We start from the raw sequence: 23,537 nt of genomic DNA on the forward strand, positions 1-23,537 counted from the left end.
CGGTCACACCTCCCCGACCTGCACGATCGCCTTGCCGGTGTTCGCCCCGGCCAGCATCCCGAGGAAGGCGTCCACCGCCCGGTCGAAGCCGACCGTCACGGTCTCGTCCGGCACCAGTGCGCCCGAGCGCAGGTAGGGGGCGAGGTACGCCTCCAACTCGCCCTGGACCTCCCGGTAGTTGCGTACCAGGAAGCCCTCCAGCCGCAGGCTCTTGCTCACCACGTCGTAGAGGTTGTACGGCGCGGCGGGCGGGTTCGCCGGATCGTCGTACTGGGCCACCGCGCCGCACCAGGCGATCCGGCCGCCGTCCCGCAGCACGTCGATGGCCCCCGCGAGGTGGTCCCCGCCGACGTTGTCGAAGTACACGTCCAGGCCGTCGGGGGCGGCCTTGCGCAGCTGCTCGCCGACCGGTCCCTCGTGGTGGTCGAAGGCGGCGTCGAAGCCGAGCCGTTCGGTCAGGTGCCGGACCTTGGCGGCCGAGCCCGTGCTGCCGACCAGCCGGCCGACGCCCATCAGCCGGGCGAGCTGCCCGACCGCCGTGCCCACCCCGCCCGCCGCCGCGCTCACATACAGGCTCTCGCCGGGCTGCAGCCGGGCGATCCGGGTCAGGCCGACGTACGCCGTCAGGCCGGTGCCGCCGAGCAGGCTCAGGTACGTGCGGAGCGGCACCCCGTCCGGCGGGCTGATCACCCGGACCCCGGCCGACTGGAGCGTCGGCACCCCGGGCCGGCGCAGCCGGACCTGGACGCCGCCCGGGTCGGGTGCCGCGCCGCGCGGCGGGATCTGATCCGGGCTCAGCAGGGCGTGGGTCCGCCAGCCCAGCCGGTGCGCGACCAGATCGCCGACCTTCAGATGATCCGACCGGGACTCCACCACCCGGCCGAGCGCGCGGCCCTCCATGGGGGCGTGCAGGTCACCGAAGTCCATCACTTCGCGCATGTACGGATCGACCGAGAAGTACAGGTTCTCGATCAGCGCACCGCCCGGCTCGACCGGCGGGAGCGCGGCCTCGACGAAGGCGAAGTCGGTGGGGGAGGGGCGGCCCTGCGGGCGGGCGACCTGGTGGACGAAGCGGGCGGTGCGGGTCATGGTGGGGCTCCCTGTTCGGTGTGATGATCACGCTAGGGAGGCCAGGCGCGGCCGGGCAGGGGGTCGCGTCGATGGTTGGGGCCGTTCCATGAGCGCTCTTCATGGAAGCCGCCGGCCCGGGGTAGGTTGCCCGGATGACCGACCTCGCCCCGCACGAGCTGCGCATCCTCGTCGCCGTCGACCGCGATCGCAGCTTCACCGCCGCCGCCACGGCGCTCGGCATGTCGCAGTCCGCCGTCTCGCACGCCGTGCGCGGGTGCGAACGCAAGCTGGGCGCGGTGCTGTTCGAGCGGGGTCGGCACGGGGCGCGCCCCACCCCGGCCGGCGCGCAGGCCGTCGCCCACGCCCGCCAGATCCTGCACCTGCTCGCCACCCTGGCCACCGAGACCCGGGCCGCCGCCCAGCAGACCGCCGAACTCACCGGACCGCTCCGCATCGTCGCCTTCCGCAGCGCCGCCGCCCACCTGCTGCCCGGCGTGCTGGCCCGGCTGACGGCGCGTCACCCCGGTCTCGCGCCGGAGCTGCGGATCGTCCGCGAGATCGGCCGCGGCACGGCCGGCGAAGTCGCCGACGGCCACGCCGAACTGGGCATCGCCACCCTGGACGCGGCCACCGGCCAGACCCCGTCCCCGGCCCTGCCCGGCCTCCTCGCGGGCCGCCTGTTCACCGAGCCGTACGCGCTGGCGCACCCCGTCGGCCACCCGCTGCCGCGCACCCTGCCGCTGGTCGACTGGGACGAGAACTGCGGCTCGTACACCCGCGACTGGTGGCGCAGCCAGGACTGGATCCCGGCCGCCACGGTGAACGTCGAGGACGACACCGTCACGCTCTCCCTGGTCGCCCAGGGCCTCGGCATGTCGATCATGCCCGCACTCACCCTGCTCGGCGCCCCGCCCGGCGTGGCCGTCACCGCCCTCGGCCCGCAGCCGCCCACCCGTACGGTCGGCTACGTCACCACCCCCGCCCTGGCCCGCACCGCCGCCGTCCGCGAACTGATCCGCGAACTCCGGTCCGCCCCGGCCCCGGCTCTGGTGGCCTCCGTCTAACGGCCGGGCAGCGCCTCACGCAGGCGCCGGAACTCCTCGGCGATCCCGTCCAGCGTGTAATGAGCGTTCAAACCACTCGGATTGGGCAGCACCCACACCTCGGTCCCGCCGATCCCCTCCGGCTGCCGCCCGACCACCGCGCCCCGCCGCCCGAACGCGGTCCGGTACGCCCCGATCCCCAGCACCGCCAGCACCTCGGGCCGCAGCCGCGCCACCCGCTCCACCAGGGCCTGCCCGCCCACCCGGTACTCCTCGGCGGTGAGTTCGTCCGCCTTGGCCGTGGTCCTGGCCACCACGTTGGTGATGCCGAGACCGTAGCCGAGCAACTCCCGCTGCTCGTTCGGCCGGAGCTGACGGGGCGTGAAACCCGAGCGGTGCAGCGCGGGCCAGAACCGGTTGCCCGGCCGGGCGAAGTGCTGCCCGGTGGCCCCCGACCAGAGCCCGGGGTTGATGCCGCAGAACAGCACCCGCAGGCCGGGCGCCACCACGTCCGGGACGGTCCGGCCCCGAGCCGCCGCCAGTTCCTCGGCCCCGGGCCGGAGCTGACGGACCGTCGACTCGCTCTCCTCGTTCATCCGCCCAGTCTGCCCGTTCCCACCACGACCCCGGCCGCCGAGTCCGTTCGAACACACGACGAGTTCGATAATCCGCTCCCGCACCGTTGTCGGAAGGCGCAGAATGGCTGGATGTCCTACGAACTGAAGGCGCTGATCGCATCACGGGAACTGCTCGACGTGGTGGCGGCCGAAGTGCCCGTCGCCCGGGTCGCCGGACTCGAACAGAAACTGGCGCTGATCCCGATGACGGACCTTCTCTTCGACACCGTCACCGAGCACGGCGGCGCCCTCCAGCCCGGCTTCGCCTCCTTCCCCGGCGGCTTCGGCCGCCGGATGGCGGCCTGGTCCAAGGCCGGTCCGATCGGCTACGTCGAGGCGGACTTCTTCGGCGGCGAGGGCACCCAGCACGCGGCGGTCTGGTTCGACGCCAAGGTGGTGCTCGGCCCGCTCGCCTCGGTCACCGGCCAGCCGTTCCCCGCCGAGGGCAGCCCGATCTCCCAGGCGCTGCGCCGGGTCGGGGCCCAACACACCCACGGACAGGACGAGTTCGAGGCGGTCGGGCTCGGCCGGCACCGGCGCCTGGTCGACTGGTGCTCCGGCTGACCGGGCCAAAACCCGTCCGGCGCCCGGGGTCCTGACCATTCGGCGTACAACCGGTGGCCGGGGCAGGTGAGGTGGCCCAACGTGAAGCTCAGGCGATTCCGCCTGTACTTCACTGAGAGGAAGCGCATCCCATGCGTGCCACCTGGACGGCCGTCGTGCTGACCGCAACCCTTGGCCTCGCCACGGTCACCACCACATCCGTCACCGTCGCCAACGCTGCCGACACCGCCGCGGCGACCACCATCCGCCCCCTCGTCCAGCTCCCCCTGCCCCCGATCGTCCCGCCGGCTCCCGACCTGCCGGTCAAGCCCCCGGTCGACCTGCCCGTGAAGCCCCCGGGCGGCGCGGACCTCCCGGCCCTCCCGGACCCGTCGAAGAACCTCGCGGTGCTCGGCTCGCTCGGCGACGTCCTCGGCCAGATCACCAAGCTGGTGACCTCCGCGACCTCCGCCGCCCCCGATCCGGCCGCGCTGCAGAAGCAACTGGCCGACCTGCAGGCCGCGGTGAAGTCCCTGCTGGCCCTGCTGCCGGCCCCGCCGGTCCCCGACCTGCCGGTGAAGCCCCCGATCAACGACACCCGGATCGTCCCGCCGCTGCCGGTCAACCCGGCGGACGCCCTCGCCCAGGTCCAGAAGACCGCGGCCGACCTGGTCGCCAAGGCCACCGCCACCAAACCGGACCCGACGGCCGTCAAGGACGCGGTCCCCCCGCTGTCCACCAGCACCGTCACCGCCACCGTGGCCACCGCGACCGCCCTGGTCACGGGCTGACCCACCCGCTGATCCACCCGCACACCCGTCGGGGCCCGGACCGTGCACGGTCCGGGCCCCGACGGCGGCGCTGTCGCAGCGTCAGCGGTAGTTCACGAACTGGATCGCGAACTCCAGGTCCTTGCCCTTGAGCAGCGCCTGAATGGTCTGCAGGTCGTCCCGGCTCTTCGAGCTGACCCGCAGCTCGTCGCCCTGCACCTGCGCCTTGACGCCCTTCGGGCCCTCATCGCGGATGATCTTCGCGACCTTCTTCGCGTCGTCCTGGGAGATGCCCTCCTTCACGTCCGCGGTGATCCGGTACTCCTTGCCGGAGAGCTGCGGCTCACCCGCGTCGAGCGCCTTCAGCGACAGGCCACGCTTGATGAACTTGTCCTTCAGCACGTCCAGGATCGCCTTGACGCGCTCCTCGCCGTTGGCCTTCATCTCGATCTTCTCGCCCGACCGCTTGACCTCGCCGCCGACGTTCTTGAAGTCGAACCGGGTGGCGATCTCGCGGGAGGTCTGGTTGATCGCGTTGTCGACCTCCTGCCACTCGACCTTCGAGACGATGTCGAAACTGGAGTCGGCCATGGTGTCTTGGTCTCCTTGATGCTCTGGCTTCACTGTCCGCCCCCACCCCAACGGAGCAGGCGCCGCCCAAGCCTATCCACCCCCACCCCCGCCCGCCCCCGCCAGCCACGCCCCACTCCCTTGATCATCACGTGACCAACCAAGTGGCGAAGCACCCCCATCCATCAGGTATCGTTTACGAGGTCGAACGGGGCAGCGCCCCGCAAGACACCATCCTGGCTGGTTGCCCGAGCGGCCAAAGGGAGCAGACTGTAAATCTGCCGCGCAAGCTACGCAGGTTCGAACCCTGCACCAGCCACAGGATAAAGAAGGGCCCCTGACCAGCGGAAACGCCGGTCAGGGGCCCTTCTGTTGTGCCCGAGTGCTCATCTCAAAAGTCACCCGTTTTGTGCGGCTTGTCTCACCCTGTCTCGCCCGGATCGCAGGTCCGACCAGCACTTCCGGACCAGTCACGGACCAGACTCAGGGGCCGGCCGAGCGCGGCCGTCGAGCCACTGGCCGATCAGCTGATTGGCCCGCTCCTCATCCCCGTGGATGCACTTCGCATAGACCCGGTGGAGCACGGCGATGCTGTGCCCGGCCCGGCGAGCGCACTCGGCCGGCGCGACACCGGAAGCCAGCCAGCCCGAGATCCCGGCGTGCCGCCAGTCGTACGGGCGGTCGCCCAACGGCGTCTCCTGCTGCTCGGCGGTCAGCACCTCGGCACGGGCCTTCGACCAGACGACGCCGTACGAGCTCTCCTGGACCAGGCCGCCCCGGAAGGTCTGGAACAGCCGCCCGTCCGGGGCCGTGCCGTACTTCTCGATGTGCTCGCGGAGCAGCTGCACCAGCACGGGAGGGATCGGGACCGGCCGAGTGGCCTTGTCGGCCCGGTGCTTGAGACTCCGGGGATCGTGGGAGGTCCCGCTGTCGGTCCAGGCCGACCCGACCCGAGGGCTGCTGCCGTTCAGGTTCAGCTTGCCCCAGCCCTCCTCAGGCAGGACGCACCGGTTCTTCCGCAGGTGGACTACCTCGGCCGGTCGCATCCCGGCGTAGTAGAGGCAGGCGAAGAACGCCACCATCCGGGGCCCGCGCCGACCCTGACGACCGATCTCGGCGAGAGACGCGGTGATCTGTTCAGGGCTGAGCACGTACTCGGGATCGACCTCTTCTTCGATCTTCGGCGGCTGCCACTGGACCAGCGGGATCGGATTGACCGTCAGCAGTTTCTCTTCCACGGCCCGGCCCAGGACGTGATGCAGAATCCGCCGTTTCCGGAGGACCGACGAAGCCGCGGCCTTCTTGCCGTCCAGCTTCACCGAGGCGGCGTCGAGCAGCTGCCGGGCCACAGTGAGCTCGGCCAGAGCCGACACGTTGATGGACTGCCGCTCGACCCAGGCCAGTGCCTTCGCCCACTCGGCCCGGGGCTCCTGGACCCACTGCGTCGGGTTGAACGCCCAGCTGTAGAGCGCCCGCCGCAGTACCCGCTTGTCCGGCCGACCGACCTTCGTGCGGACCAGCTCGAAGGTCACCGTCGCCAGCGCGTCTGCCCAGGTCGTCCGGGTCTTGGCCGGAGCGCCGTCCCATCGCGCCTTCACGTACTTGCGGCCGAACTCGTAGAAGGTGACTTCGCTCTGGGCCCGCAGCTCCGAGAGGGGGAGACCGCTCTCGGTGTCGAACGGCTCCAGCGAGCGGGCAGCGGTGATCAGCTCGGCCTTGCGGCCGTCGGCCTGAGTCTTGGTCAGGAACGACTCCGAGAACTCCCGCCCGTTGACGGTCCAGCGGACCATGTACGGCTTGCGCCGGTCGGGCCGGTGCCGGTGCTCCCAGAACTGCACCTTGAAGGAGGAGCCCATCAGGCAGCCACCTCACAGGAGGACAGCCAGGCATCCAGTTCCACGCGGTCCACCCGGATCTGCCCGTTCGGCAGCTTCATGACGCGTGGCCCCTTGCCCCGGGCTTGCATCCGGTAGAAGGCGGCGCGGGACATGTCGATCTCGTCCAGGACGGCCGGCAGCTTGAGCAGTTCACGCTTGGGCACGAGTCGGTTCCCCCTCCGTGCCGGGGGCGGGCTGGACTGCGGCGGCGAGCCACCGTTCACCCCTGGTGAGTCCGGTACCGGCGAAGACCCAGTGGGCGAGGACGAGGGTCGTCTCGTCGGCGGCCGGTGCGTCCGGGCCGTGGAGACGTTCGAGGGTCTGGGCCCGCCGCCAGGCGGTGCGGGCGGCGCGGAGTTCGCCGAGGGTGGTCGAGTACCGGCGGGTCTTGGTGGAGAAGTGCCCCCGGAAGCCGAGCATGTGGGCCCAGGCCCGGAGCCGCAGCTCGGCCAGCTCGGGACGACGGCCGAGGGTCCAGCACGTACGGATGAGGCGGCGAGCGTGCTCGGGTACGTCGAGGTAGGCGATGTCGGAGAGGAACTTGACCGGGCGGTCGAGAGCACCGGTCGCGGTCTCGGCGCCCTTGGTGGCGTACTTGGCGATGTAGGCCGCCACGGCACGCTCGGTGATCTGGACAGGGCCGGAGAAGTCCGCACTGCGGATCGTGCGGATGTCGAACTGCCTGCCGAAGCCGAAGACGTACGCGCGGCCGTCGAGATCGGGGCCCGGGATGCTGGTCCGCTGTGCGGCGGCGCGGATCGCGTCGGTGAGCAGTTCGGCCGTGGCCCAGCTCGGCGGGAGATCTGAGCCGCCCTCGGGGCCGTCGAGGCGGATGACCGCGTGGAAGTGGATGGCACCGCGCTTCTGGTACTCGGCGACCTTGCCGAAGGAGATCCGGGCGAAGTCACGGAACTCACGCTGCGTCAGCCCGGCCCGCTTGGCGACCTCCCGGCGGAGCTGGATCGAGAAGCGGGCCCAGATCTTGCCCGCGTGGGCGTTCCAGAGCACCGCGGCTTCGTAGTCGTAGCGCTCGGGATCAAGCGGCGAGCCGAGCACGGGGTCGTCCGCCAGGTGGGCGATGCCGCAGCGGCAGCGACCGGAGGCAGGCCGGTTGTGGACCGGGCCGAAGCTCGGGGCGGTGAAGGTGGCGAAGACCCGGGGGTGGGTGGCCACGGTCTCCGGGGTGCCCTTACCGCCCGTGAGCCCGGCGGTGATCAGGTGGAAGGTGTCGCGGCGGTAGGTCTCGGCACAGGATGGGCAACGGGTGGTGCGGCGGTTGCCGCAGCGTACGAGCAAGTGGCCGGCGGGGAGTGCGGCGGACTCCAGGTGGTGCAGCACCTGGCCGGTGCTCTCGTTGATCTCGGTACGCCAGCCGTGAAGGCGGATGGGGGTGGTGCATCCGGCGAGGCCGGAGAGCTGACGGGCCAGGGCGGGCATGGTGCCGAGTTGGGCCAGGCCGACGAGGTCGGCGACGGGCGGTGCGGTTGTGGCGGTCATGGTGGTCCACCTCCAGCAGGGAAGGGCCCCGGGGCCGTGCCGGTTCGAGTCCGGCCCCGGGGCAGGCGTGTTCAGGCGCGGGAGGTGGCCAGGCGGAGCGGGCTGGTGCCGAGGCCCTGGCAGGACTGGCAGTTGACCGGGAGGGTGTCGCGGGTGCCGTCGGACCGAGTCGAGCCGGTGGCGATGTGGGCGCGGCCGAAGCCGTGGCAGTCGCGGCAGATCCGACGCGGGTTGAGCGGGTGCTGCTGGGGCATCATGAGCTGGTCTCCTTCATCGGGCTTCGGTTCGTGAGGAGGTGCGGCCCCGGGGCGGTGGGATGCTTGGCGGCTTTTGCCGCCCCGGGGCTCTGTGCTGTCTCAGCGACGGCGAGCGGTACGGCCGTCGGGCTTGCGGGTGTACATGTCCCGGTCGGCGGCGGAGAGCGCTTCGGTCAGCAGCAACGCGGCCGGGTGCGACGCTCCCGTGGACGCGCCGACGTCCAGCAACTGGCCCTTGAACGGCACGGGTTCGTGCAGGGCGGCGTGCAGATCGGCGAGGCGCTCGTCCGAGTCCACGACGATGGCGGCGAACTCGTCACCGCCCAGGCGAGCAGCCACACCGGCAGAGCCGCACCACGCGGCGAGCCGGTCCGCGGTTGCCGCCAGGACGGCATCACCGGCGGCGTGACCGTAGGTGTCGTTGACGTGCTTGAAGTCGTCCAGGTCGATCAGCAGCACCGTCGTTCGGCCGGCGCGGGAGCGGATGAGCCGTTCGGCGCGGGAGGTGAAGCCGTCGCGGGTGAGCAAGCCGGTCAGCGGGTCGCGGCGGGCGGTGGCCAGGCGGCGCGTCAGCCACGTGGTGTGAGCGCTCCAGCCGAGGAGCGGGACGCCGACGGCGGCCAGGTACGGGGCGAGGTCCATCGTTGCGGGTCCTTCCAGGAGGTGCGGACCGGGGGCGGTGGGATGCTTGGCGGCTTGGCCGCCCCGGGACCGAGGTCAGATACCGAGCGACAGTGCGCGGGCAGCAGCCCGGTCGAGCAGGTGGTGCACGTCGGCCTGACGGGTCGTCGGCGCGTCGTTGAACATGTCCGGCGAGCTGACGAACCGGCCGGTGGCGTGCAGGGTCTCCATCACCTGGTTCCGGGCACGGCTGACGGTCGCCGGGGTGCCATAGCCATGGGCCAGGACGGCGGCTTGGGCACCGAGGAGGCAGACCCGGCCCGCCTCGTCCCACAGCGCGCCCTGCAGCCAGCCCGCGTGGTGCAGGTAGCGAGAGGTCAGCCGCAGGTGATCGGCGACGCTCACCGAGACCGGCCTGGCCGGACGGCGGGCGATCCGGTCGAGCAGCGTCACCCGGGGCAGCGGGTGGCCAACGTTCCAGAGCTGCACCGTGGAGCCGTACGGGCAGACGTACGGCACCAGCGGCAGAGCTGCGGTCGGGAGGGAAGCGAGGTACGCCTCGATCTCGGCGACCAGCCCGGAGCTGTCCCAGGTGACGAGGGGCGGTGCAGTGATCAGAGTGCTCGGCATTGCTAACTCCCCTTTCTGGGAGGTCACTTGGCGCCGGTCTGGTTGATGATCTTCACGCCGTCGCGGGTGGTCTTGTCGATGACCGGGGCGGCCGAGGTGTCGGCCAGGTAGAAGCCGAGGAGGACGAAGGCGATCACGACCCACCAGCGGAGCCGCAGTTGGCGGAAGAGCAGCCAGGCGACGATCAGCAGGATGACGGTGAACGGGAGAGTGACGTCCATCTGTGGTGCCTCTCAGGCGAGTTCGGCGATGAGTGCCGAAGCGAGCGGGTCCTTGATGCCGAGCCGAGCGCGCAGGGTGGCCGGGTCGATCGGGCTGCCGGTCCGGGCGCGGTGGTCGTCGGCGACCTTGCGGGCATGCGTGAGCAGGGAGGCCGGGAGTACCGGGGCCGGGGTCGCGCTGATAGCGGGCGGAGCAGGGGGCGCCGGAGGTCGGACCAGCTCGGGTACGGGCGGCGGTGACGGGTCCGGCTCCTGGACGTACAGGGCCGGGACTTCCTCCTCGGCCTCGACCGGTTCCGCCGGCGCTTCATCAGCGGCAGGAGTGTGGGCGAGCAGCGTGCCGCCGAGGAAGGCAGCGGCAGGCCACCCGGCAACGATGATCCGAAGCCAGGCCGGGGTGTCGGCGAGGTTGAGCAGTCCGGCGGTGCCGATGTTCGCGCCGAGCGAGGCGGTCAGCGCGATGACGAACCAGCACCAGGCGAGCCGTACGGAGATCCGGGCCCGGAGTCGGCGCCAGGCGGCGACCAGGAGCAGATCGACCGAGATCGGGTAGGCCCACGCCTTCCAGCCGCTCTGCCCGGCGGCTTCGGCCAGGTCGTGCAGATGGGCGAAGGACAGCGCGGCGGCGATGAGGGCCTGCACCAGGACGGCGTCCAGAACGGGCAGACGGCGCATGCTGGTTCACCTCCAAGAAGTCGGGACGGGGTCGGGCGGGAAGGCCTCGGCGGTCACCGACGGTGGTGGTCGGCGGCGGCGCGGGCCTCGCGGGCAACCTGGGCCACCTCACGGTCGTGCGGGTTCTGGGCGGCGATGCGCTCCAGTAGGTCGGCCTTGTCGGCGAGGAGCGGACCGGGGCCGCCCTTGGACTCGGCGGAGGCCCGGACGTTGGCGAGGAAGGCGCCGATCTCGGCGATGGTGGGCTGCTTGCGGTTCATGGCAGTGCTCCTTCGGGATTTGGGCATGGGCGTGGCAGGGACTTGGCGCGAGGCGGTCACGCCGACCGTCGGGTGGAGGGACCTACTTGGTGAGCTGGCTCGGGAGGTGCACCGGGGTCGGCGGCGCGGGAGCAGCCGGTGCCGAGCTCGGCCGGAAGGCGGCGAGCCGAAACAGGGTGGGCGTCATGTACGCGAACTCGGCGCAGCGGGAGGCCACTTCGGCCAGCGAGCGATACGGAGTGCGGATCTGCGACCAGTAGCCGGAGGTGTCACCGGTGACGGCCATTCCGGGCATGTCGGGGCTGATTCGGGTGGCGGCGAGCATCGCGGCTTCGGACACGTCGCCGAGCCCCATCTTGGCGCTCTCCAGGTCGTTGACTCGGTGGACCGTCCGGCCGGTGAGCTGAGACCGGAGCATGGTTGCCCCCTTGCCCAGGTCGGAGCCGAAACGCTGGCCCGAGATCTCCAGGAAGATGCCTGCGGCGCGGGCGAGTTGGGCGAGCCGAATCAGCGCCGTGACGATCTGGTTCCGCCGCTGTTCGTCTGCCTTGCTTCCGACGAGGAACAGCTCGGCGATCTCGTCCACCAGGACCACGATCGGCAGCGGCCGGACATTCTCCGGGAGCCCCCAGATATCGGCGGTCACGTCTTCGGCGGCGACCGAGCCGGGTACACCCTGGTAGGCCCGGATCAGGTCGTACCGGTCGTCCATTTCCACCAGCAGGGCCAGGAGCAGGCCGAGCGCTTCACTCTGGTCGGTCGCCAGGGCCGACAGCCGCCGGGCGAAGGGCAGTTGCTCGATGCCGCCCTTGCAGTCGATGCCGACCAGGGCGACCGGTTGCGGGGCGAGGCCGTACACCAGGTTGCGGGTGTACATGGATTTCCCGGACTGGCTGGCACCGAGGTTCAGCCCGTGCGCGATCTCCCGGAAGTCCCGCATGTGCGCGGTGCCGTCGGAACGGAGCGCAACCGGCACCCGCAGCAGACCGGCCGACTTCGCCGCACGCGGCATCCGGACCTCACGGAGCACGTCGAAGCCGACGATCCGCAGGTCCACCACACCGGGCTTGACCTCGGCGACGTGCACCGCGTGGACGCCCCAGGCGTGGCGAAGGCGCTCGGTGGCGTTGACCACGTCGGCGGTCTCCTGGCCGCTGGCGAGACGGAGCCGCAGCCGGAGGCCGGTCGAGGAGCCCTGGACGCCCCGGATCTTCGGAGCGGCGGGCTTGGTCTCGCGGTTGGTGGCCTGAGCCGCCATGGCCCGCCAGAACGACGGCTCCACGGTCAGGCCGCACGACTCCATCACGGTGTCGTAGTCGCGCCGGATCCGGCCGAGCGTCAGCGGCAGGCCGAACGAGACCCAGTAGGCGCGGGGGTGCCGGGCCTTGGCGTAGAGAGCGGCCCCGGTGACACCGGCCGTCGGGAGGCCCAGCTCCAGGAGCATGGTGCTCAGAGCGGACACCGGGGTCAGCCGTTCGCGCTGGCGAACGCGGGCATGGAGGCGGTGACCGCGTCGGCGCGGAAGGCGATGCCGGAGCGCTTCTGGCCGTTGAACTCGTTCTCCCACGGCCGGGCGATGAGCTTGGTCAGGGCGACCAGGGTCCCGGGAGTCAGGTCGTCGGGCACCCCGGGCTGCGGCACGGTCAGGGACAGGATGTCGGCTTGGCCGTTGGCCACGAAGGTCACGTCGAGGGTCATCAGCGGGGCGCCGGTCTCGGTGTCGAAGGCCAGCTCACCGGTCTGCCGGTTCTTCAGCTTCGGGCGGGGCTCCTGGGCCACCATCACCAGCGCGCCGGTCGTGTCGACGGGGATGAACTTCATGGTCCGACTCCTTCGCACAGCACCAGGAGCAGTTCCGCTCCCGGAGCAGCCAACTCGTAGCGAACGCCACAAGTTCTCAACTCCTCTAGTTCTCAAGTCCTCTTGAGGAGTTGCTAGAACTATGACGGGCCATCAGCTAGTCGTCAACACCTCTTTAGGACTTAGGATGAGCGGGAGAACACGACAGGACGGTGACCCAGCACCATGGCCAACCAGTACGAGCGGATTTCGACCGATCTCCGACGGAAGATCACCAGCGGCGAACTGACCGAGGGCGACCGGCTTCCGTCGGAGGCAGCGCTCGCCGATCAGTACGGCGTGAGCGTGCCGACCCTTCGGCAGGGTGTCGGGGTGCTCCAGGCGGAGGGGCTGGTGGAGAAGCAGCACGGCCGCGGCACCTTCGTCCGCCGGCAGCCGAAGAAGGTCACCCGCTACAACGACCGCCACCAGTGGGAGAAGGACCGGGCCCGCGAGCCGGAGACCGAACGCCGAAAGACCGGGGCGACCGAGCACGACACCGGGCTGCAGGTGGACGACCTCGTCTTCCACGCCGAGTACGAGCAGGTGCCGGCCCCCGCCGAGCTGGCCGAGCTGTTCGGCGTGCCGGAGGGGACGACCCTGCTGGAGCGGAAGTACCGCACGAGCTACCGCGAGGAGCGCGCGCCGTTCAACACCGTGCGGTCGTACTTGGTGCTCGACGTGATCTCCAAGAACCCCGACCTGCTCCGTGACGACCTGGAGCCGTGGCCCGGCGGCACGCAGAACCAGCTCTTCACCGTCGGCATCGAGCTCGACCGCATCGTGGAGACCTTCAAGGCCCGGCCGCCCACGCCGGATGAAACCGAAGAACTCGGTCTGCCGGTGGGTGTGTCCGTGGTGATCCTCCGCAAGACTTCGTACGACACCGCCGACCGCGTGGTGGAGGTCTCCGACGTAGTACTCCCCGGCGACCGAACCGAGATGGTCTACACGACCAAGCTGAGCAGGTGGTGAGCATGACCAACGTCGTGAGCGTGATCACGGCCGTGCACGGCCCGAGCGCCAAGTACCTGGCCGACGCCTACAAGTCGCTCAACGAGCAGGAGATGCCCGCCGGTTGGGACTGGCAGTGGGTGATCCAGGAGGACGGCGAGACGGACGACGTAGCGCCCCACGTCCCGGACGACGCCCGGATCAGCTTCGGCCAGGGCCGCCACGGCCGAGCCGGGATGGCCCGGACGATGGGCATGTCCCGGGCGGTCGGGCAGTTCGTGCGGGTGCTGGACGCCGACGACATGCTCACCCCGGGAGCTCTGGCCCGCGATATCGCGGCGCTGACCGGCCGGCCGGACGTCGCGTGGACCACCTCGCGGGTACTCGACCTGCTGCCGGACGGGAGCACGGTCGGCTTCGACCAGGACCCGCCGGAAGGCCCGATCGAGCGCGGCGAGGTGCTGTCCCACTGGCAGGCCCACGATTACCGGGCGCAGGTCCACCCGGCGACGCTGTGCGCGCGGCGGGACCTGGTGCTCGCGCTCGGCGGGTGGATGGCACTCCCGGCTTCGGAGGACACCGGACTGCTCCTGGCGCTCAACGCGGTAAGCCGCGGCTGGTTCACGGCGGAGACCGGACTCCTCTACCGGAAGTGGCCCGGACAGAGCACCAGCCAGGCCGCCCACAGCGAGCAGGAAGAGCGGGCGGCTCGGATGGCAGTCGTCGAGGCACGGGCCGAGGCACTGCTCGCGCTGGAGAACTGGCGGATCGACGCAGCCTGAGCAGGACACAGCACGGAGCAGCCCCGGCGGGATCTACTGCCGGGGCTGCTCTGTTTCCTCGGAGCTGCGAGTGGCCGGCAGGATCAGGCCGCGAGCCGAGTGCTGGTCACCGGCGAAGCCGCCGCGCACGCCGAGGTCAGCTCGAGCCACCTCATGGAAGACGTTGACCGCCCGGAAGAACTCGGAGTGGAGGGCACGCCAGTCGGCGAGGGTTCCCTCCACCAGGCGGCGGGCTTGCCAGTCGATCGCCAGGGTTGCGGTGTTGACCGCGTGGGCGGCTTCGATCACGTCGTCCCCGGCGAGCATCATCAGCCGCTCGAACGCGAGGGCCCGGCGCCCCTCAGCCTCGGTGAGGTCCATCAGCAGCTCATGCTCGGTGCGCGGCATCGCCCGAATGTCGTGGGTCACCTCGTACGCCAGCACGGCCGCGTAGACACAGGACCGGACCCCGCCGACGTACTCCACGTAGGTGTCGAGCTTCTTCTCGTCCCAGCGGACCCGCAGGCCGTCCTTGCGCCTGCTCCGCTCCATCAGTTGGTTCGTCACGTACGTGGTCAGCGCCCCGAGCACCACGGCGGCGATCGTCACGAGCTGGGTGATGGTATCCACGGGCCCCCGCACAGGATGTGAAACACAGTCAGATCAAGCTGCCGAGCCTAGCGGCGGGCGGGCCGGAAGTGCAGGGGAGGGTGAGGAAGGGGGAGTGGTGAGAGGGGGTGCGTAAAAATCTTCTCTACGGGTTCAAGGCGCGCGCGGCGCGCCGCGCGCGGCCTCAGCCGCTCGCCGTCGCTCCTGTCTTCGCCCCGCTTCGGCGGCGGCCGGCCGCGCCAGGCGGGGGAACGGTCAGAGGGTGGTCCAACCCGCCGTGGCTGGCGGCGGGCGGTTCCACGGTTTTACCCACCTGTCAGGACCGGGACCCGCACCGAGCAAGACCGGGGGGCCACTCGGCCAAATTGCGGTCAGGCCCAGAAGCCCTGACCGAGACGCGATGAGCTTACGGCCCCCCGATCATGCTCGGACCCAGACCAGACAGGACACCGGCCAAAACCGCTCCACCACCCTGAGCGGTCGGGCGGACCTGCAGCAAGGCTCAGTTGGTCTATCAATTCGCTAGGTTGCCAGATATCCGCGATGCTCCAGATACTCAACCCATGTGGCAGTGAGGTGAACGGCGAATTCTCCGATGTCGTTCACGTAGCGTTCGACATCTGCAACCGATCGACCGGCCTGTTGAAAGATCTCCACATAGGGAATGTTTCCGTGTGCAACATCGTTTCTCAGCATTGACATTTTAATCAAGGAAGCACCCCAGGTGGAATGAGGAAATGCGTCTCCGGGGAGACCGTATATCTCCCAGATGCGATTGAAATGTTCAGGCTTTAGTGTTCTGCCGTCAAGTGGCGGTTGAGCCTGCTTGTGGTTGACCGGAAGTGCTGCGGGGTCACCGCAGAACTCGAGGGTCGTGGCGTACTTACGTCTCTCCCAAAGCTTGCTGTGGTCATTCAACTCACGAAGGCTTTCGAATGCCGTATGAGCCGCAAGTTGGCGTAGGCTTGGGCGGAGTTTATTCACGGAAAGTCTTGAATCATTAATCTCCTTGTGTGTCTCTTGGATGATGAACTTGGTGAAGCTTTCCAGTTCGGCCATCGTGCAAACCACGGCCAATGCCCGGGCGTCTCGTGCCTCGGACTCCCACCGTGGGCTTGCCGAAGAGTCGGCACTGTGGCTTGCGAGTGCTAGGAACTTCTTCAGGTCGTCGCTTCGACGTAATAGCTGGTCGCCATGGGATTCAACTTCGCCAATAAGTGCGTCATGCGTCGCCACGAAGCAGATCCTTCGCGCGCGTGAGCCGCCGCCTCAGCATCGACTTCGTGTTAGTGCCGGCGCCTGTGGAAGCTCGCAGCTCGGTGTCCTCGAGCCAGCCCGGCGCTACTGCCCTCGGCTCGACCCCCTCGGCGGCAAGATCGCCTGCTGCGACCAAGCAGGCCTCAAACTGCACAAGGGGAGTGACGGGGGTCTGCCTGCGGAGGAACGGCTTCCCATTGCAGACACTGTGGAGAGTCCCAAGGGCTCGATCGAAGATATCGCGCTCCGTTGGGTAGTCGAATGACTCGGATGCGGCTTCCATGTAACTATTTAGAAACCGTTCGACTTTGCCATCGAACTGGTCGCGGTAATTCTTGTAGGCAAAGAACTTCAGGACCTGCTCTACTTGAGTCCCATCGTTCTCTCGTGCTTTCTGGAGCTTCAGGAGGTCGCTAAGGCGCGGGTCCTTTGACAGCTCTTCGATGAAGTCATTAAAGGGGCCCATGTAGACACAAGCGCGTACTTCTTGGGCTGTCAGGCTAATGCCGCCGCGATTTAGTCGTTCAAATACATCAAACCGAACTTGACGGTCGCTCTTGTCGGTCAGGGAGATGACCTGCAAGGGCTGGCGGCCAAAATACACCTGCAGATTCTTTGGCAGGTCAATGTATGTGTTTCCGTTGAGGGCGGTAAGCTTCTCGAGGCCATCGAGTCGAAGTGGTTTAGGTCGTCCAATTTCAATCGCAGCCTCTTCGTCTCGGGCCAGAAAATGGGCCAGAGTGGAAAGTCGCTGTAGTCCATCTACAACTTCCCACTGGAATCCGACGTTTGTTGCAACGAAGACTGGAGGAATTGGCAAACCGAGGAATACTGATTCGATAAACAGTGACTCATCGGCTTCCTCCCAGCGAAACTTCCTCTGGTAGCTTGGTGACGCATTTAGCTCTTCATCGGAAATCATCCGAACGAGCTCGCGAACTGAAAAGTTATGAACTGCAACATCGACTCTGCCGCGTTCTCCGCGAAGCTGTTCTTCTAGGTTTTCAAGGGATGCGTTAGCAGTCATGGGCGCAGTTTAGACGGCCGACGCAGTGCTTCGCCGGGGTATGGCAGCTTCATAGCTCTCAGATTGAGCTGCCGATCCTGGGCGCTCGAGCCACCAAGGTGTCAACGGCCATGGCTGCCCTGATCCGGACCAGTGGCGGACCAGGGAGGGACATCGCCTAGGGGGCGGGCTTCCAGCCGCAGGTCGAGGCGGGCGGCCAGATCGGCCACGCGGCAGACTGTAAATCTGCCGCGCAAGCTACGCAGGTTCGAACCCTGCACCAGCCACAGGATAAAGAAGGGCCCCTGACCAGCGGAAACGCCGGCCAGGGGCCCTTCTGCTGTGCGCGCGGGCGGCGCCCCGGCCGACGGCGGAGCCCCGCGCTTCCCCATGGGGCAGGCGGGGCTCCGGTTCGACGGCGGTCCGGCCGGTCAGGCCCCCGTGGCGGCGGTGAAGCGGGCGGCGACGTCGTTCCAGTTGACGACGTCCCAGAGGCGGGTGACGTAGTCCGGGCGGACGTTGCGGTACTGCAGGTAGTAGGCGTGCTCCCAGGCGTCGAAGGCGAGCAGCGGGGTGGTGCCCTGGCCGACGTTGCCGTGGTGGTCGTAGACCTGCTCGACGATCAGGCGCCGGCCGAGCGGCTCCCAGGAGAGGATGCCCCAGCCGGAGCCCTGGACGCCGACGGTGGCGGTGGTGAGCTGCTTCTTGAAGGCGTCGAAGCCGCCGAAGTGCTCCTCGATGGCGGTGCCGAGGGCGCCGTCGGGGCGGTCGCCGCCGTCGGGGGAGAGGTTCTCCCAGAAGAGGGAGTGCAGGACGTGGCCGGAGAGGTGGAAGGCCAGCGTCTTCTGCAGGCCGACCAGGCCGCCGAACTGCTCCTTGTCGCGGGCCTCGGCGAGCTGCTCGATGGTGCTGTTGGCGCCGGCCACGTAGGCGGCGTGGTGCTTGGAGTGGTGCAGCTCGAGGATCTCGGCGGACATCGCCTTCTCCAGAGCCGAGTAGTCGTACGGGAGGTCGGGGAGCGTGTACTGACCCATGAGTGGAGAACTCCTAGTGGGTAGGGGTCTGTGGCGTGCCGGCCCAACACTATTGCGTATAGCTTGCAATTACATACTGATGGCATCAGAGTGTCTCGCGGGGGTGGCCGGCCCGTGTCCAGCCGCCTGCTGACGTACGTCCCGGCCCTCGCGCCGGGGGTCCCTCCGCCCGTGCTGATCGTCTTCCCAACCGGCGCCCGCCGGGACGTCCGGTCCGCCACCCCCATCACGAGCCAAGCTGGGTGAGCGACCGTCAGGTACGAATCGGGACACGCCGGACATTCGACGGCCCCGGGAACCTGACGCCCCGGCACATACGCTCACCAGTGTGTTCAACGTGCCCCAGGCGCTGAAGCGCCTCGTGATCGGCCGGGCCATGCGCAGCGAGGAGCTGGGCGAGACGCTGCTGCCCAAACGCCTGGCGCTGCCGATCTTCGCTTCCGACCCGCTCTCCTCCGTCGCGTACGCGACCCAGGAGATCCTGCTGGTGCTCACCGTCGGCGGCACGGCGTTCCTCTACCTCACCCCGTGGGTCGCGGCGGGCGTGGTGGCGCTGATGGTGGTCGTGGTGCTGTCGTACCGTCAGGTGGTGCACGCCTACCCGAGCGGTGGCGGCTCCTACGAGGTGGTGTCCAGGAACCTCGGGCCGAACTCCGGCCTGGTGGTGGCCGCCTCACTCCTGGTCGACTACGTGATGACGGTCGCCGTCTCGGTCGCCTCCGGGGTGGCGAACGTCATCTCCGCGCTGCCGAGCCTGGTGGACTACCGGGTGCTGATGGCGGTCGGCTTCGTGGCGTTGCTGACGGCGATGAACCTGCGCGGCGTACGGGAGTCCGGCAACGCCTTCGCCGCGCCGACCTACCTCTTCATCGGCGCCATCCTGATCATGGTGGGCACCGGGCTGATCCGGTACCTGCTCGGGGACGCGCCGGTGGCCGAGAGCGCCAAGTACGGGATCACACCGGAGCCGGGGGACGAGACCTTCGCCGGGTTCGCGCTGCTGATGCTGGCGCTGCGGGCGTTCGCCTCCGGCTGTACGGCGCTGACCGGCGTGGAGGCGATCTCGAACGGGGTGCCCGCGTTCCGGAAGCCGAAGTCGAAGAACGCCGCCACCACGATGGCGGTGATGGGCATCACCGCGATCGTGATGTTCTCCGGCATCACCACGCTCGCGATGGTCGCCAAGGTGCACATCACCGACGACACCTGCCAGCTGGCCGGCTTCACCGGCGACTGCGGAACACCGCAGCAGACCGTGATCGCCCAGCTGGCGGCGGCGATCTTCGGCGGCAGCGACAGCATCCTGTTCTACGTGGTCCAGGCCGCGACCGCGCTGGTGCTGATCCTGGCTGCGAACACCGCGTTCAACGGCTTCCCGCTGCTCGCCTCGATCCTGGCCGAACACCGCTACCTGCCACGACAGTTGCACACCCGCGGCGACCGACTCGCGTTCTCCAACGGCATCATCGCCCTCGCCCTGGTGGCCGGCGGCCTGCTCTGGCTGTACGACGCCGACGTCACCAGCCTGATCCACCTCTACATCCTGGGCGTCTTCACCTCCTTCACGCTGTCCCAGATCGGCATGGTCCGGCACTGGAACCGCACCCTGGGCGAGCAGCCCACCCCGCAGGTGCGCCGCGACGCGCACCGGGCCCGGGTGATCAACGCGCTGGGCGCGGTGGTCACCGGACTGGTGCTGGTGATCGTGCTGGCCACCAAGTTCACCCAGGGCGCCTGGCTGGCGGTCCTCGCCGCGGTGGTGCTGTGGCTGATGATGCGCGGCATCCGGCGCCACTACGACCGGACGGCGGAGGAACTGGCGGTCCACGACCCGCACGAGGAGTCCGTCCGCCCGGCCAAGGTGCACGGCATCGTGCTGGTCTCCAAACTGCACAAGCCGACCCTGCGCGCGCTCGGCTACGCGCAGGCGTTCAAGCCGGACACCCTGGAGGCGCTGACGGTCGCGGTCGAGCGCGACAGTACCGACGAACTCCGGCTGAAGTGGGACGAGTTCGACATCCAGGTGCCGCTGAAGGTGCTCGACTCGCCGTTCCGGGAGATCACCCGGCCGGTGGTCGGGTACGTCCGCGGTGTCCGCCGGAGCAGCCCGCGCGACGTCGTGGCGGTGTTCATCCCGGAGTACGTGGTCGGCCACTGGTGGGAGAACCTACTGCACAACCAGTCAGCCCTCTGGCTCAAGAGCCGACTGCTGTTCACCCCCGGCGTGATGGTGATCAGCGTCCCCTGGCAGCTCAACTCCTCGGCGGCGGCGAACCACCCGACCGGGCGCGCGCCGGGCGCGGTCCGCCGGGGCGAGCCCGCCAGCCCCGGCGCACGCAACGACCTCAGCGCCAAGCAGTAACCCGAGCGCCTACCCCGGCGTGCTCTGCCGCGGCAGCGCCAGCGCCACCGTGTCGGCGAACTCCCGGACGGCGCTGGTCCGGCTCACCACCCGGCCGCTGTGGATCACCAGCCGGCTGTGCCCGCCGGCCAGCGCCCCGGCCAGTGAGTCACCCCGGACGGCCAGCAGTTCGGCCGGGAAACCGGCGTCGACCCGGACGGGCTGCAGCCCGAGGGCGATCCTGGCCTGGTTGGAGACCGCCTCGTACGCCGCCTCGGGGCTCAGCCCACCGCCCGCCGCGAGCAGGTACGCGGCCTCCAGCGGGTCGGCCCGGCCGACCGGATTGGCGAGGTCCCGCAGACCGCCCGCCCCGGCCGCCAACGGAACTCCGGCCTCGGTCAACTCCCGCACCAGGGAGGGGCGCAGGGGCGCGGCGAGGCCCTCCAGGCCGACGCAGCCGCCGTTCTGCGGCAGGCAGACCACCCGCAGCCCGGCGCCGGTCAGCACCGCCGCCCCGCCGTCCGCCAGCGCGCTCACCGGGCCGACCGTGACCCGGGGCCGCAGCGGCGCCAACACGGCGGCCAGTCGGGCGAGTTGGGACGGATCGACGCCCAGGGTGTGCAGGTCCACCGGGCAGTCCGCCTCGCGGGCCGCCTCCAGCAGGACCTGGACGTAGCCCACCGGGTCCGGGTCGAGGTCCGGGCAGCCGCCGGCCGCCGCCGCGCCGAGCTTGAGCGCGTCCCGCAGCTGGGCCCGGCCGTCCGCGCCGGCCCGGCCGGTGAGCAGCCGGGGCATCGCCACCGCCTGCAGTTCGGCCAGGCCGCGCAGCGCCTGGCGGGCCGTCAGGACGGCCTCCAGCCGGCGCAGGCCGTGCACGTCGCCGATCCGGACGTGGGTGCGCTGGGCGGTGGCCCCGTACCCGAGCGCGGTGAGCGCGCCCTCGGTGACCCGGCGGATCAGGTCGGCCGGGGTCTCCGGCGGGGGAGTGGGCAGGGCGGCGGAGAAGGCGACGTCGTAGTGCGCGTGCGGCTCGGCGGGGGCGGGCAGCAGCAGGTAGCCGCCGAGGTCGATCCGGGCGCCGGTGGTGCTGGTGGGACTGCCGGGCATGGCGGGCAGCGGGCCGAGGCTCCCGGTGGTGCCGACGGCCTGGATGCGGTCGCCGCTGATCCGGACGTCCACCACCCGGCCGTCGGTGAGCCGGGCGTTGACCAGCAGCAGGACCGGGCCGTGGCCGAGCGGATTGGGGTTCTTCGACGATCCCTCGCCCGGGTGCGGCCCCTCGGCGGGTGCGCTGTCCGCGGTCATCGGCCGGCTCCTCGCTGCCCGGCGGCCTCGGGGCGCCCCGGGAGCCGCAAGATCACTGGGGGCCGAGCCTATGGGGAGTCGGGGCGGGGCGCTCGGAGGCTCGCAGCAGTCGTACCGGGTCGGGCCGTGACCGGCCGTCGGTTCGGAGGCGCCGTCGAACGCGGGTGCTGCACAGGAGCGTCCGTACGGGCCGCCCACCTGCGATCTTCCGGGCCGGATACGGATTTCACCTCTGGCCGGGAAACGTGTAATCTCTTCCTCGTTCGCCCCTATAGCTCAGTCGGTAGAGCGTCTCCATGGTAAGGAGAAGGTCTGCGGTTCGATTCCGCATGGGGGCTCTGGTGAGAAGGAGTCAGACCTCGGTCTGACGACCGATCATCAAAGCGGTGTAGCTCAGTTGGTAGAGCAAGCGGCTCATAATCGCTGTGTCACCGGTTCAAGTCCGGTCACCGCTACCCCGCGTAGTCGGTCGGGAGATCGAACTCCCGATCGGCTACTCTTGTTGTGTCATCACCCATTTTTTAGGAAGGCACTCCCGTGGCTGCCACCGACGTCCGCCCGAAGATCACGCTGGCCTGCGTGGAGTGCAAGGAGCGGAACTACATCACCAAGAAGAACCGGCGTAACGACCCGGACCGTCTTGAGATGAAGAAGCACTGCCCCCGTTGCAACTCGCACACCGCGCACCGCGAGACCCGCTGACCCCGCAAGGCGTCGTCGGGCCTGGTGTGTTCAGGCTCTTGGCTCCAGGCCGTGTCCCGCAAGGGGCACGGCCTGGAGCTTTTTCTCGTGTCCAGGCAAGTCCGCACCAGCTGCGTGACCCACCGTCAGAGGAGTAGCCCATGGCCCTCGACCCCTCGTTCATCGGGCGGACCTACCCGCCCACCGAGCCGTACGAGGTAGGCCGGGAGAAGATCCGCGAGTTCGCGACCGCGATCGGCGACGCCAACCCGGCGTACACCGACCTGGAGACCGCGAAGGCGCTCGGGTACCCGGAAGTGATCGCGCCGCCGACCTTCCCGTTCGTGATCACCTACGGAGCCGCGGCCCAGGTGGTGAACGACCCCGAGCTGGGTCTGGACTACACCCGCGTGGTGCACGGCGACCAGAAGTTCAGCTACAGCCGCCCGGTGCACGCCGGGGACCGGCTGACCGTCACCGTCGCGATCGACGCGATCAAGTCGCTGGCCGGCAACGACGTCCTGACCGTCAGCGGCCAGGTGCACGACGAGAGCGGCGAGCACGTGGTGACCTCGATCATGACGCTGGTGGCCCGGGCCGCCGACCAGGCGGGGGAGTGACCAGGATGACCATCAGCTTCGACCAGGTCGAGGTCGGCACCGAGCTGCCCGCCCAGTCCTTCCCGGTGACCCGCGCCGCGCTGGTCCAGTACGCGGGCGCCTCCGGTGACTTCAACCCGATCCACTGGAACGAGAAGTTCGCGCTCGAGGTCGGCCTGCCCGACGTCATCGCGCACGGCATGTTCACCATGGCCGAGGCGATCCGGGTGGTCACCGACTGGGTCGGCGACCCGGGCGCGGTGGTCGACTACGGGGTCCGCTTCACCAAGCCCGTGCCCGTCCCGAACGACGGCGTCGGCACCGTGATCGAGGTCACCGGCAAGGTCGCCGCCCTGCTGGACGACCGCCGGGTCCGGGTCGACCTGGTGGTGAAGAACGGCGAGAACAAGGTGCTCAACATGTCCCGCGCGGTGGTCCAGCTCGGCTGACGCCGTGGACGGGGGTCGGTCCGCCCACCGGGCCGGTCGACCCCCGTACG

28 protein-coding genes and 4 tRNA genes are annotated in these 23,537 nt (G+C 69.6%); 13 read left to right on the plus strand and 19 right to left on the minus strand.

Annotated elements, in window-relative coordinates; genetic code table 11:
- Positions 1-3: 3 nt before the first annotated feature.
- Positions 4-1,089: an NADP-dependent oxidoreductase gene (locus F4556_RS20945; RefSeq protein WP_184918443.1), complete on the minus strand. Its 1,086-nt coding sequence runs from the start codon at positions 1,087-1,089 to the stop codon at positions 4-6.
- A gap of 134 nt (positions 1,090-1,223) precedes the next feature.
- Here F4556_RS20945 and F4556_RS20950 point away from each other — a divergent pair, with 134 nt between their 5' ends.
- The gene (locus F4556_RS20950; RefSeq protein WP_184918446.1) at positions 1,224-2,135 is read left to right on the plus strand and encodes a LysR family transcriptional regulator; all 912 of its coding nucleotides are present in this window, start codon (positions 1,224-1,226) and stop codon (positions 2,133-2,135) included.
- Here the strand turns inward: F4556_RS20950 and mug are convergent.
- Complete coding sequence (gene mug, locus F4556_RS20955) at positions 2,132-2,710, minus strand: G/U mismatch-specific DNA glycosylase (RefSeq protein WP_184918448.1); 579 nt, start codon at positions 2,708-2,710, stop codon at positions 2,132-2,134. The genes F4556_RS20950 and mug overlap by 4 nt on opposite strands.
- A gap of 111 nt (positions 2,711-2,821) precedes the next feature.
- Here mug and F4556_RS20960 point away from each other — a divergent pair, with 111 nt between their 5' ends.
- The gene (locus tag F4556_RS20960) at positions 2,822-3,295 is read left to right on the plus strand and encodes a hypothetical protein (protein ID WP_184918450.1); all 474 of its coding nucleotides are present in this window, start codon (positions 2,822-2,824) and stop codon (positions 3,293-3,295) included.
- 131 nt (positions 3,296-3,426) lie between these two features.
- Positions 3,427-4,065, plus strand: coding sequence for a hypothetical protein (locus F4556_RS20965; protein ID WP_184918452.1), 639 nt, complete (start codon positions 3,427-3,429; stop codon positions 4,063-4,065).
- Positions 4,066-4,146: 81 nt separating this feature from the next.
- Here F4556_RS20965 and F4556_RS20970 read toward each other — a convergent pair whose 3' ends face one another.
- Positions 4,147-4,635, minus strand: a complete 489-nt coding sequence (locus tag F4556_RS20970) for a YajQ family cyclic di-GMP-binding protein (RefSeq protein ID WP_057231451.1) — start codon at positions 4,633-4,635, stop codon at positions 4,147-4,149.
- A gap of 217 nt (positions 4,636-4,852) precedes the next feature.
- Between F4556_RS20970 and F4556_RS20975 the strand changes: the two genes are divergently transcribed.
- Positions 4,853-4,933: transfer RNA gene (locus tag F4556_RS20975), tRNA-Tyr, on the plus strand.
- A 151-nt stretch (positions 4,934-5,084) separates the two neighbouring features.
- Here the strand turns inward: F4556_RS20975 and F4556_RS20980 are convergent.
- The 11 genes from F4556_RS20980 to F4556_RS21030 form a co-directional block, all read right to left on the minus strand.
- Positions 5,085-6,470, minus strand: a complete 1,386-nt coding sequence (locus tag F4556_RS20980) for a tyrosine-type recombinase/integrase (protein WP_184918454.1) — start codon at positions 6,468-6,470, stop codon at positions 5,085-5,087.
- The gene (locus F4556_RS20985) at positions 6,470-6,604 is read right to left on the minus strand and encodes a helix-turn-helix transcriptional regulator (RefSeq protein WP_221504360.1); all 135 of its coding nucleotides are present in this window, start codon (positions 6,602-6,604) and stop codon (positions 6,470-6,472) included. The genes F4556_RS20980 and F4556_RS20985 overlap by 1 nt, the downstream gene beginning before the upstream one ends.
- 37 nt (positions 6,605-6,641) lie before the next feature.
- A complete protein-coding gene (locus F4556_RS20990) occupies positions 6,642-7,988 on the minus strand; it encodes a replication initiator (protein WP_184918458.1) in 1,347 nt (448 codons plus the stop codon).
- Positions 7,989-8,059: 71 nt separating this feature from the next.
- Positions 8,060-8,245, minus strand: coding sequence for a hypothetical protein (locus tag F4556_RS20995; protein ID WP_184918461.1), 186 nt, complete (start codon positions 8,243-8,245; stop codon positions 8,060-8,062).
- 99 nt (positions 8,246-8,344) lie between these two features.
- Complete coding sequence (locus F4556_RS21000; RefSeq protein ID WP_184918463.1) at positions 8,345-8,887, minus strand: GGDEF domain-containing protein; 543 nt, start codon at positions 8,885-8,887, stop codon at positions 8,345-8,347.
- Positions 8,888-8,962: 75 nt separating this feature from the next.
- The gene (locus F4556_RS21005) at positions 8,963-9,496 is read right to left on the minus strand and encodes a DUF6197 family protein (RefSeq protein WP_184918465.1); all 534 of its coding nucleotides are present in this window, start codon (positions 9,494-9,496) and stop codon (positions 8,963-8,965) included.
- Between the two features lie 23 nt (positions 9,497-9,519).
- On the minus strand, positions 9,520-9,717 hold the full coding sequence (locus F4556_RS21010) for a hypothetical protein (protein ID WP_184918467.1): 198 nt from the start codon (positions 9,715-9,717) through the stop codon (positions 9,520-9,522).
- Positions 9,718-9,729: 12 nt separating this feature from the next.
- Positions 9,730-10,392, minus strand: coding sequence for a DUF2637 domain-containing protein (locus F4556_RS21015; protein ID WP_184918469.1), 663 nt, complete (start codon positions 10,390-10,392; stop codon positions 9,730-9,732).
- A gap of 53 nt (positions 10,393-10,445) precedes the next feature.
- Positions 10,446-10,652 (minus strand): hypothetical protein, encoded by a 207-nt coding sequence (locus F4556_RS21020; protein WP_184918471.1) that lies wholly within the window; start codon positions 10,650-10,652, stop codon positions 10,446-10,448.
- 82 nt (positions 10,653-10,734) lie between these two features.
- Positions 10,735-12,114, minus strand: a complete 1,380-nt coding sequence (locus tag F4556_RS21025) for an FtsK/SpoIIIE domain-containing protein (RefSeq protein WP_184918473.1) — start codon at positions 12,112-12,114, stop codon at positions 10,735-10,737.
- 5 nt (positions 12,115-12,119) lie between these two features.
- Positions 12,120-12,473: an SCO3933 family regulatory protein gene (locus F4556_RS21030; RefSeq protein WP_184918475.1), complete on the minus strand. Its 354-nt coding sequence runs from the start codon at positions 12,471-12,473 to the stop codon at positions 12,120-12,122.
- Between the two features lie 204 nt (positions 12,474-12,677).
- On the opposite strand from F4556_RS21030, the gene F4556_RS21035 reads away from it, so the two are divergent.
- Together F4556_RS21035 and F4556_RS21040 are read left to right on the plus strand one after the other, a co-directional pair.
- Positions 12,678-13,466 carry a GntR family transcriptional regulator gene (locus F4556_RS21035; protein WP_184918477.1) on the plus strand — a complete coding sequence of 263 codons (789 nt, stop codon included), beginning with the start codon at positions 12,678-12,680 and terminating at the stop codon, positions 13,464-13,466.
- Between the two features lie 2 nt (positions 13,467-13,468).
- A complete protein-coding gene (locus F4556_RS21040; RefSeq protein WP_184918479.1) occupies positions 13,469-14,227 on the plus strand; it encodes a glycosyltransferase family 2 protein in 759 nt (252 codons plus the stop codon).
- A gap of 33 nt (positions 14,228-14,260) precedes the next feature.
- On the opposite strand, the gene F4556_RS21045 is transcribed toward F4556_RS21040, so the two are convergent.
- From F4556_RS21045 to F4556_RS21055, 3 genes are all read right to left on the minus strand, one after another.
- Positions 14,261-14,836 (minus strand): hypothetical protein, encoded by a 576-nt coding sequence (locus F4556_RS21045; protein WP_184918481.1) that lies wholly within the window; start codon positions 14,834-14,836, stop codon positions 14,261-14,263.
- A 501-nt stretch (positions 14,837-15,337) separates the two neighbouring features.
- The gene (locus F4556_RS21050) at positions 15,338-16,051 is read right to left on the minus strand and encodes a HEPN domain-containing protein (RefSeq protein ID WP_184918483.1); all 714 of its coding nucleotides are present in this window, start codon (positions 16,049-16,051) and stop codon (positions 15,338-15,340) included.
- Positions 16,038-17,099: a DUF262 domain-containing protein gene (locus tag F4556_RS21055; RefSeq protein ID WP_221503665.1), complete on the minus strand. Its 1,062-nt coding sequence runs from the start codon at positions 17,097-17,099 to the stop codon at positions 16,038-16,040. The genes F4556_RS21050 and F4556_RS21055 overlap by 14 nt, the downstream gene beginning before the upstream one ends.
- 191 nt (positions 17,100-17,290) lie before the next feature.
- Between F4556_RS21055 and F4556_RS21060 the strand changes: the two genes are divergently transcribed.
- A tRNA-Tyr gene (locus F4556_RS21060) sits at positions 17,291-17,365 on the plus strand.
- 144 nt (positions 17,366-17,509) lie between these two features.
- Here the strand turns inward: F4556_RS21060 and F4556_RS21065 are convergent.
- Positions 17,510-18,112 carry a superoxide dismutase gene (locus F4556_RS21065; RefSeq protein ID WP_184918485.1) on the minus strand — a complete coding sequence of 201 codons (603 nt, stop codon included), beginning with the start codon at positions 18,110-18,112 and terminating at the stop codon, positions 17,510-17,512.
- A 376-nt stretch (positions 18,113-18,488) separates the two neighbouring features.
- On the opposite strand from F4556_RS21065, the gene F4556_RS21070 reads away from it, so the two are divergent.
- The gene (locus tag F4556_RS21070) at positions 18,489-20,474 is read left to right on the plus strand and encodes an APC family permease (protein WP_184924904.1); all 1,986 of its coding nucleotides are present in this window, start codon (positions 18,489-18,491) and stop codon (positions 20,472-20,474) included.
- Between the two features lie 9 nt (positions 20,475-20,483).
- Here the strand turns inward: F4556_RS21070 and F4556_RS21075 are convergent, their stop codons facing one another.
- On the minus strand, positions 20,484-21,758 hold the full coding sequence (locus tag F4556_RS21075; protein ID WP_184918487.1) for an amidohydrolase family protein: 1,275 nt from the start codon (positions 21,756-21,758) through the stop codon (positions 20,484-20,486).
- A 265-nt stretch (positions 21,759-22,023) separates the two neighbouring features.
- Between F4556_RS21075 and F4556_RS21080 the strand changes: the two genes are divergently transcribed.
- From F4556_RS21080 to F4556_RS21100, 5 genes are all read left to right on the plus strand, one after another.
- Positions 22,024-22,096, plus strand: a tRNA-Thr gene (locus tag F4556_RS21080).
- 44 nt (positions 22,097-22,140) lie between these two features.
- Positions 22,141-22,213, plus strand: a tRNA-Met gene (locus F4556_RS21085).
- An 82-nt stretch (positions 22,214-22,295) separates the two neighbouring features.
- Complete coding sequence (gene rpmG, locus F4556_RS21090; RefSeq protein WP_006604855.1) at positions 22,296-22,460, plus strand: 50S ribosomal protein L33; 165 nt, start codon at positions 22,296-22,298, stop codon at positions 22,458-22,460.
- A gap of 140 nt (positions 22,461-22,600) precedes the next feature.
- Positions 22,601-23,059: a MaoC family dehydratase N-terminal domain-containing protein gene (locus F4556_RS21095; protein ID WP_184918489.1), complete on the plus strand. Its 459-nt coding sequence runs from the start codon at positions 22,601-22,603 to the stop codon at positions 23,057-23,059.
- A gap of 5 nt (positions 23,060-23,064) precedes the next feature.
- Positions 23,065-23,487: a MaoC family dehydratase gene (locus F4556_RS21100; protein WP_184918491.1), complete on the plus strand. Its 423-nt coding sequence runs from the start codon at positions 23,065-23,067 to the stop codon at positions 23,485-23,487.
- The last annotated feature ends 50 nt before the right edge of the window (positions 23,488-23,537 follow it).

Source organism: Kitasatospora gansuensis (assembly GCF_014203705.1).
Lineage (GTDB): Bacteria > Actinomycetota > Actinomycetes > Streptomycetales > Streptomycetaceae > Kitasatospora > Kitasatospora gansuensis.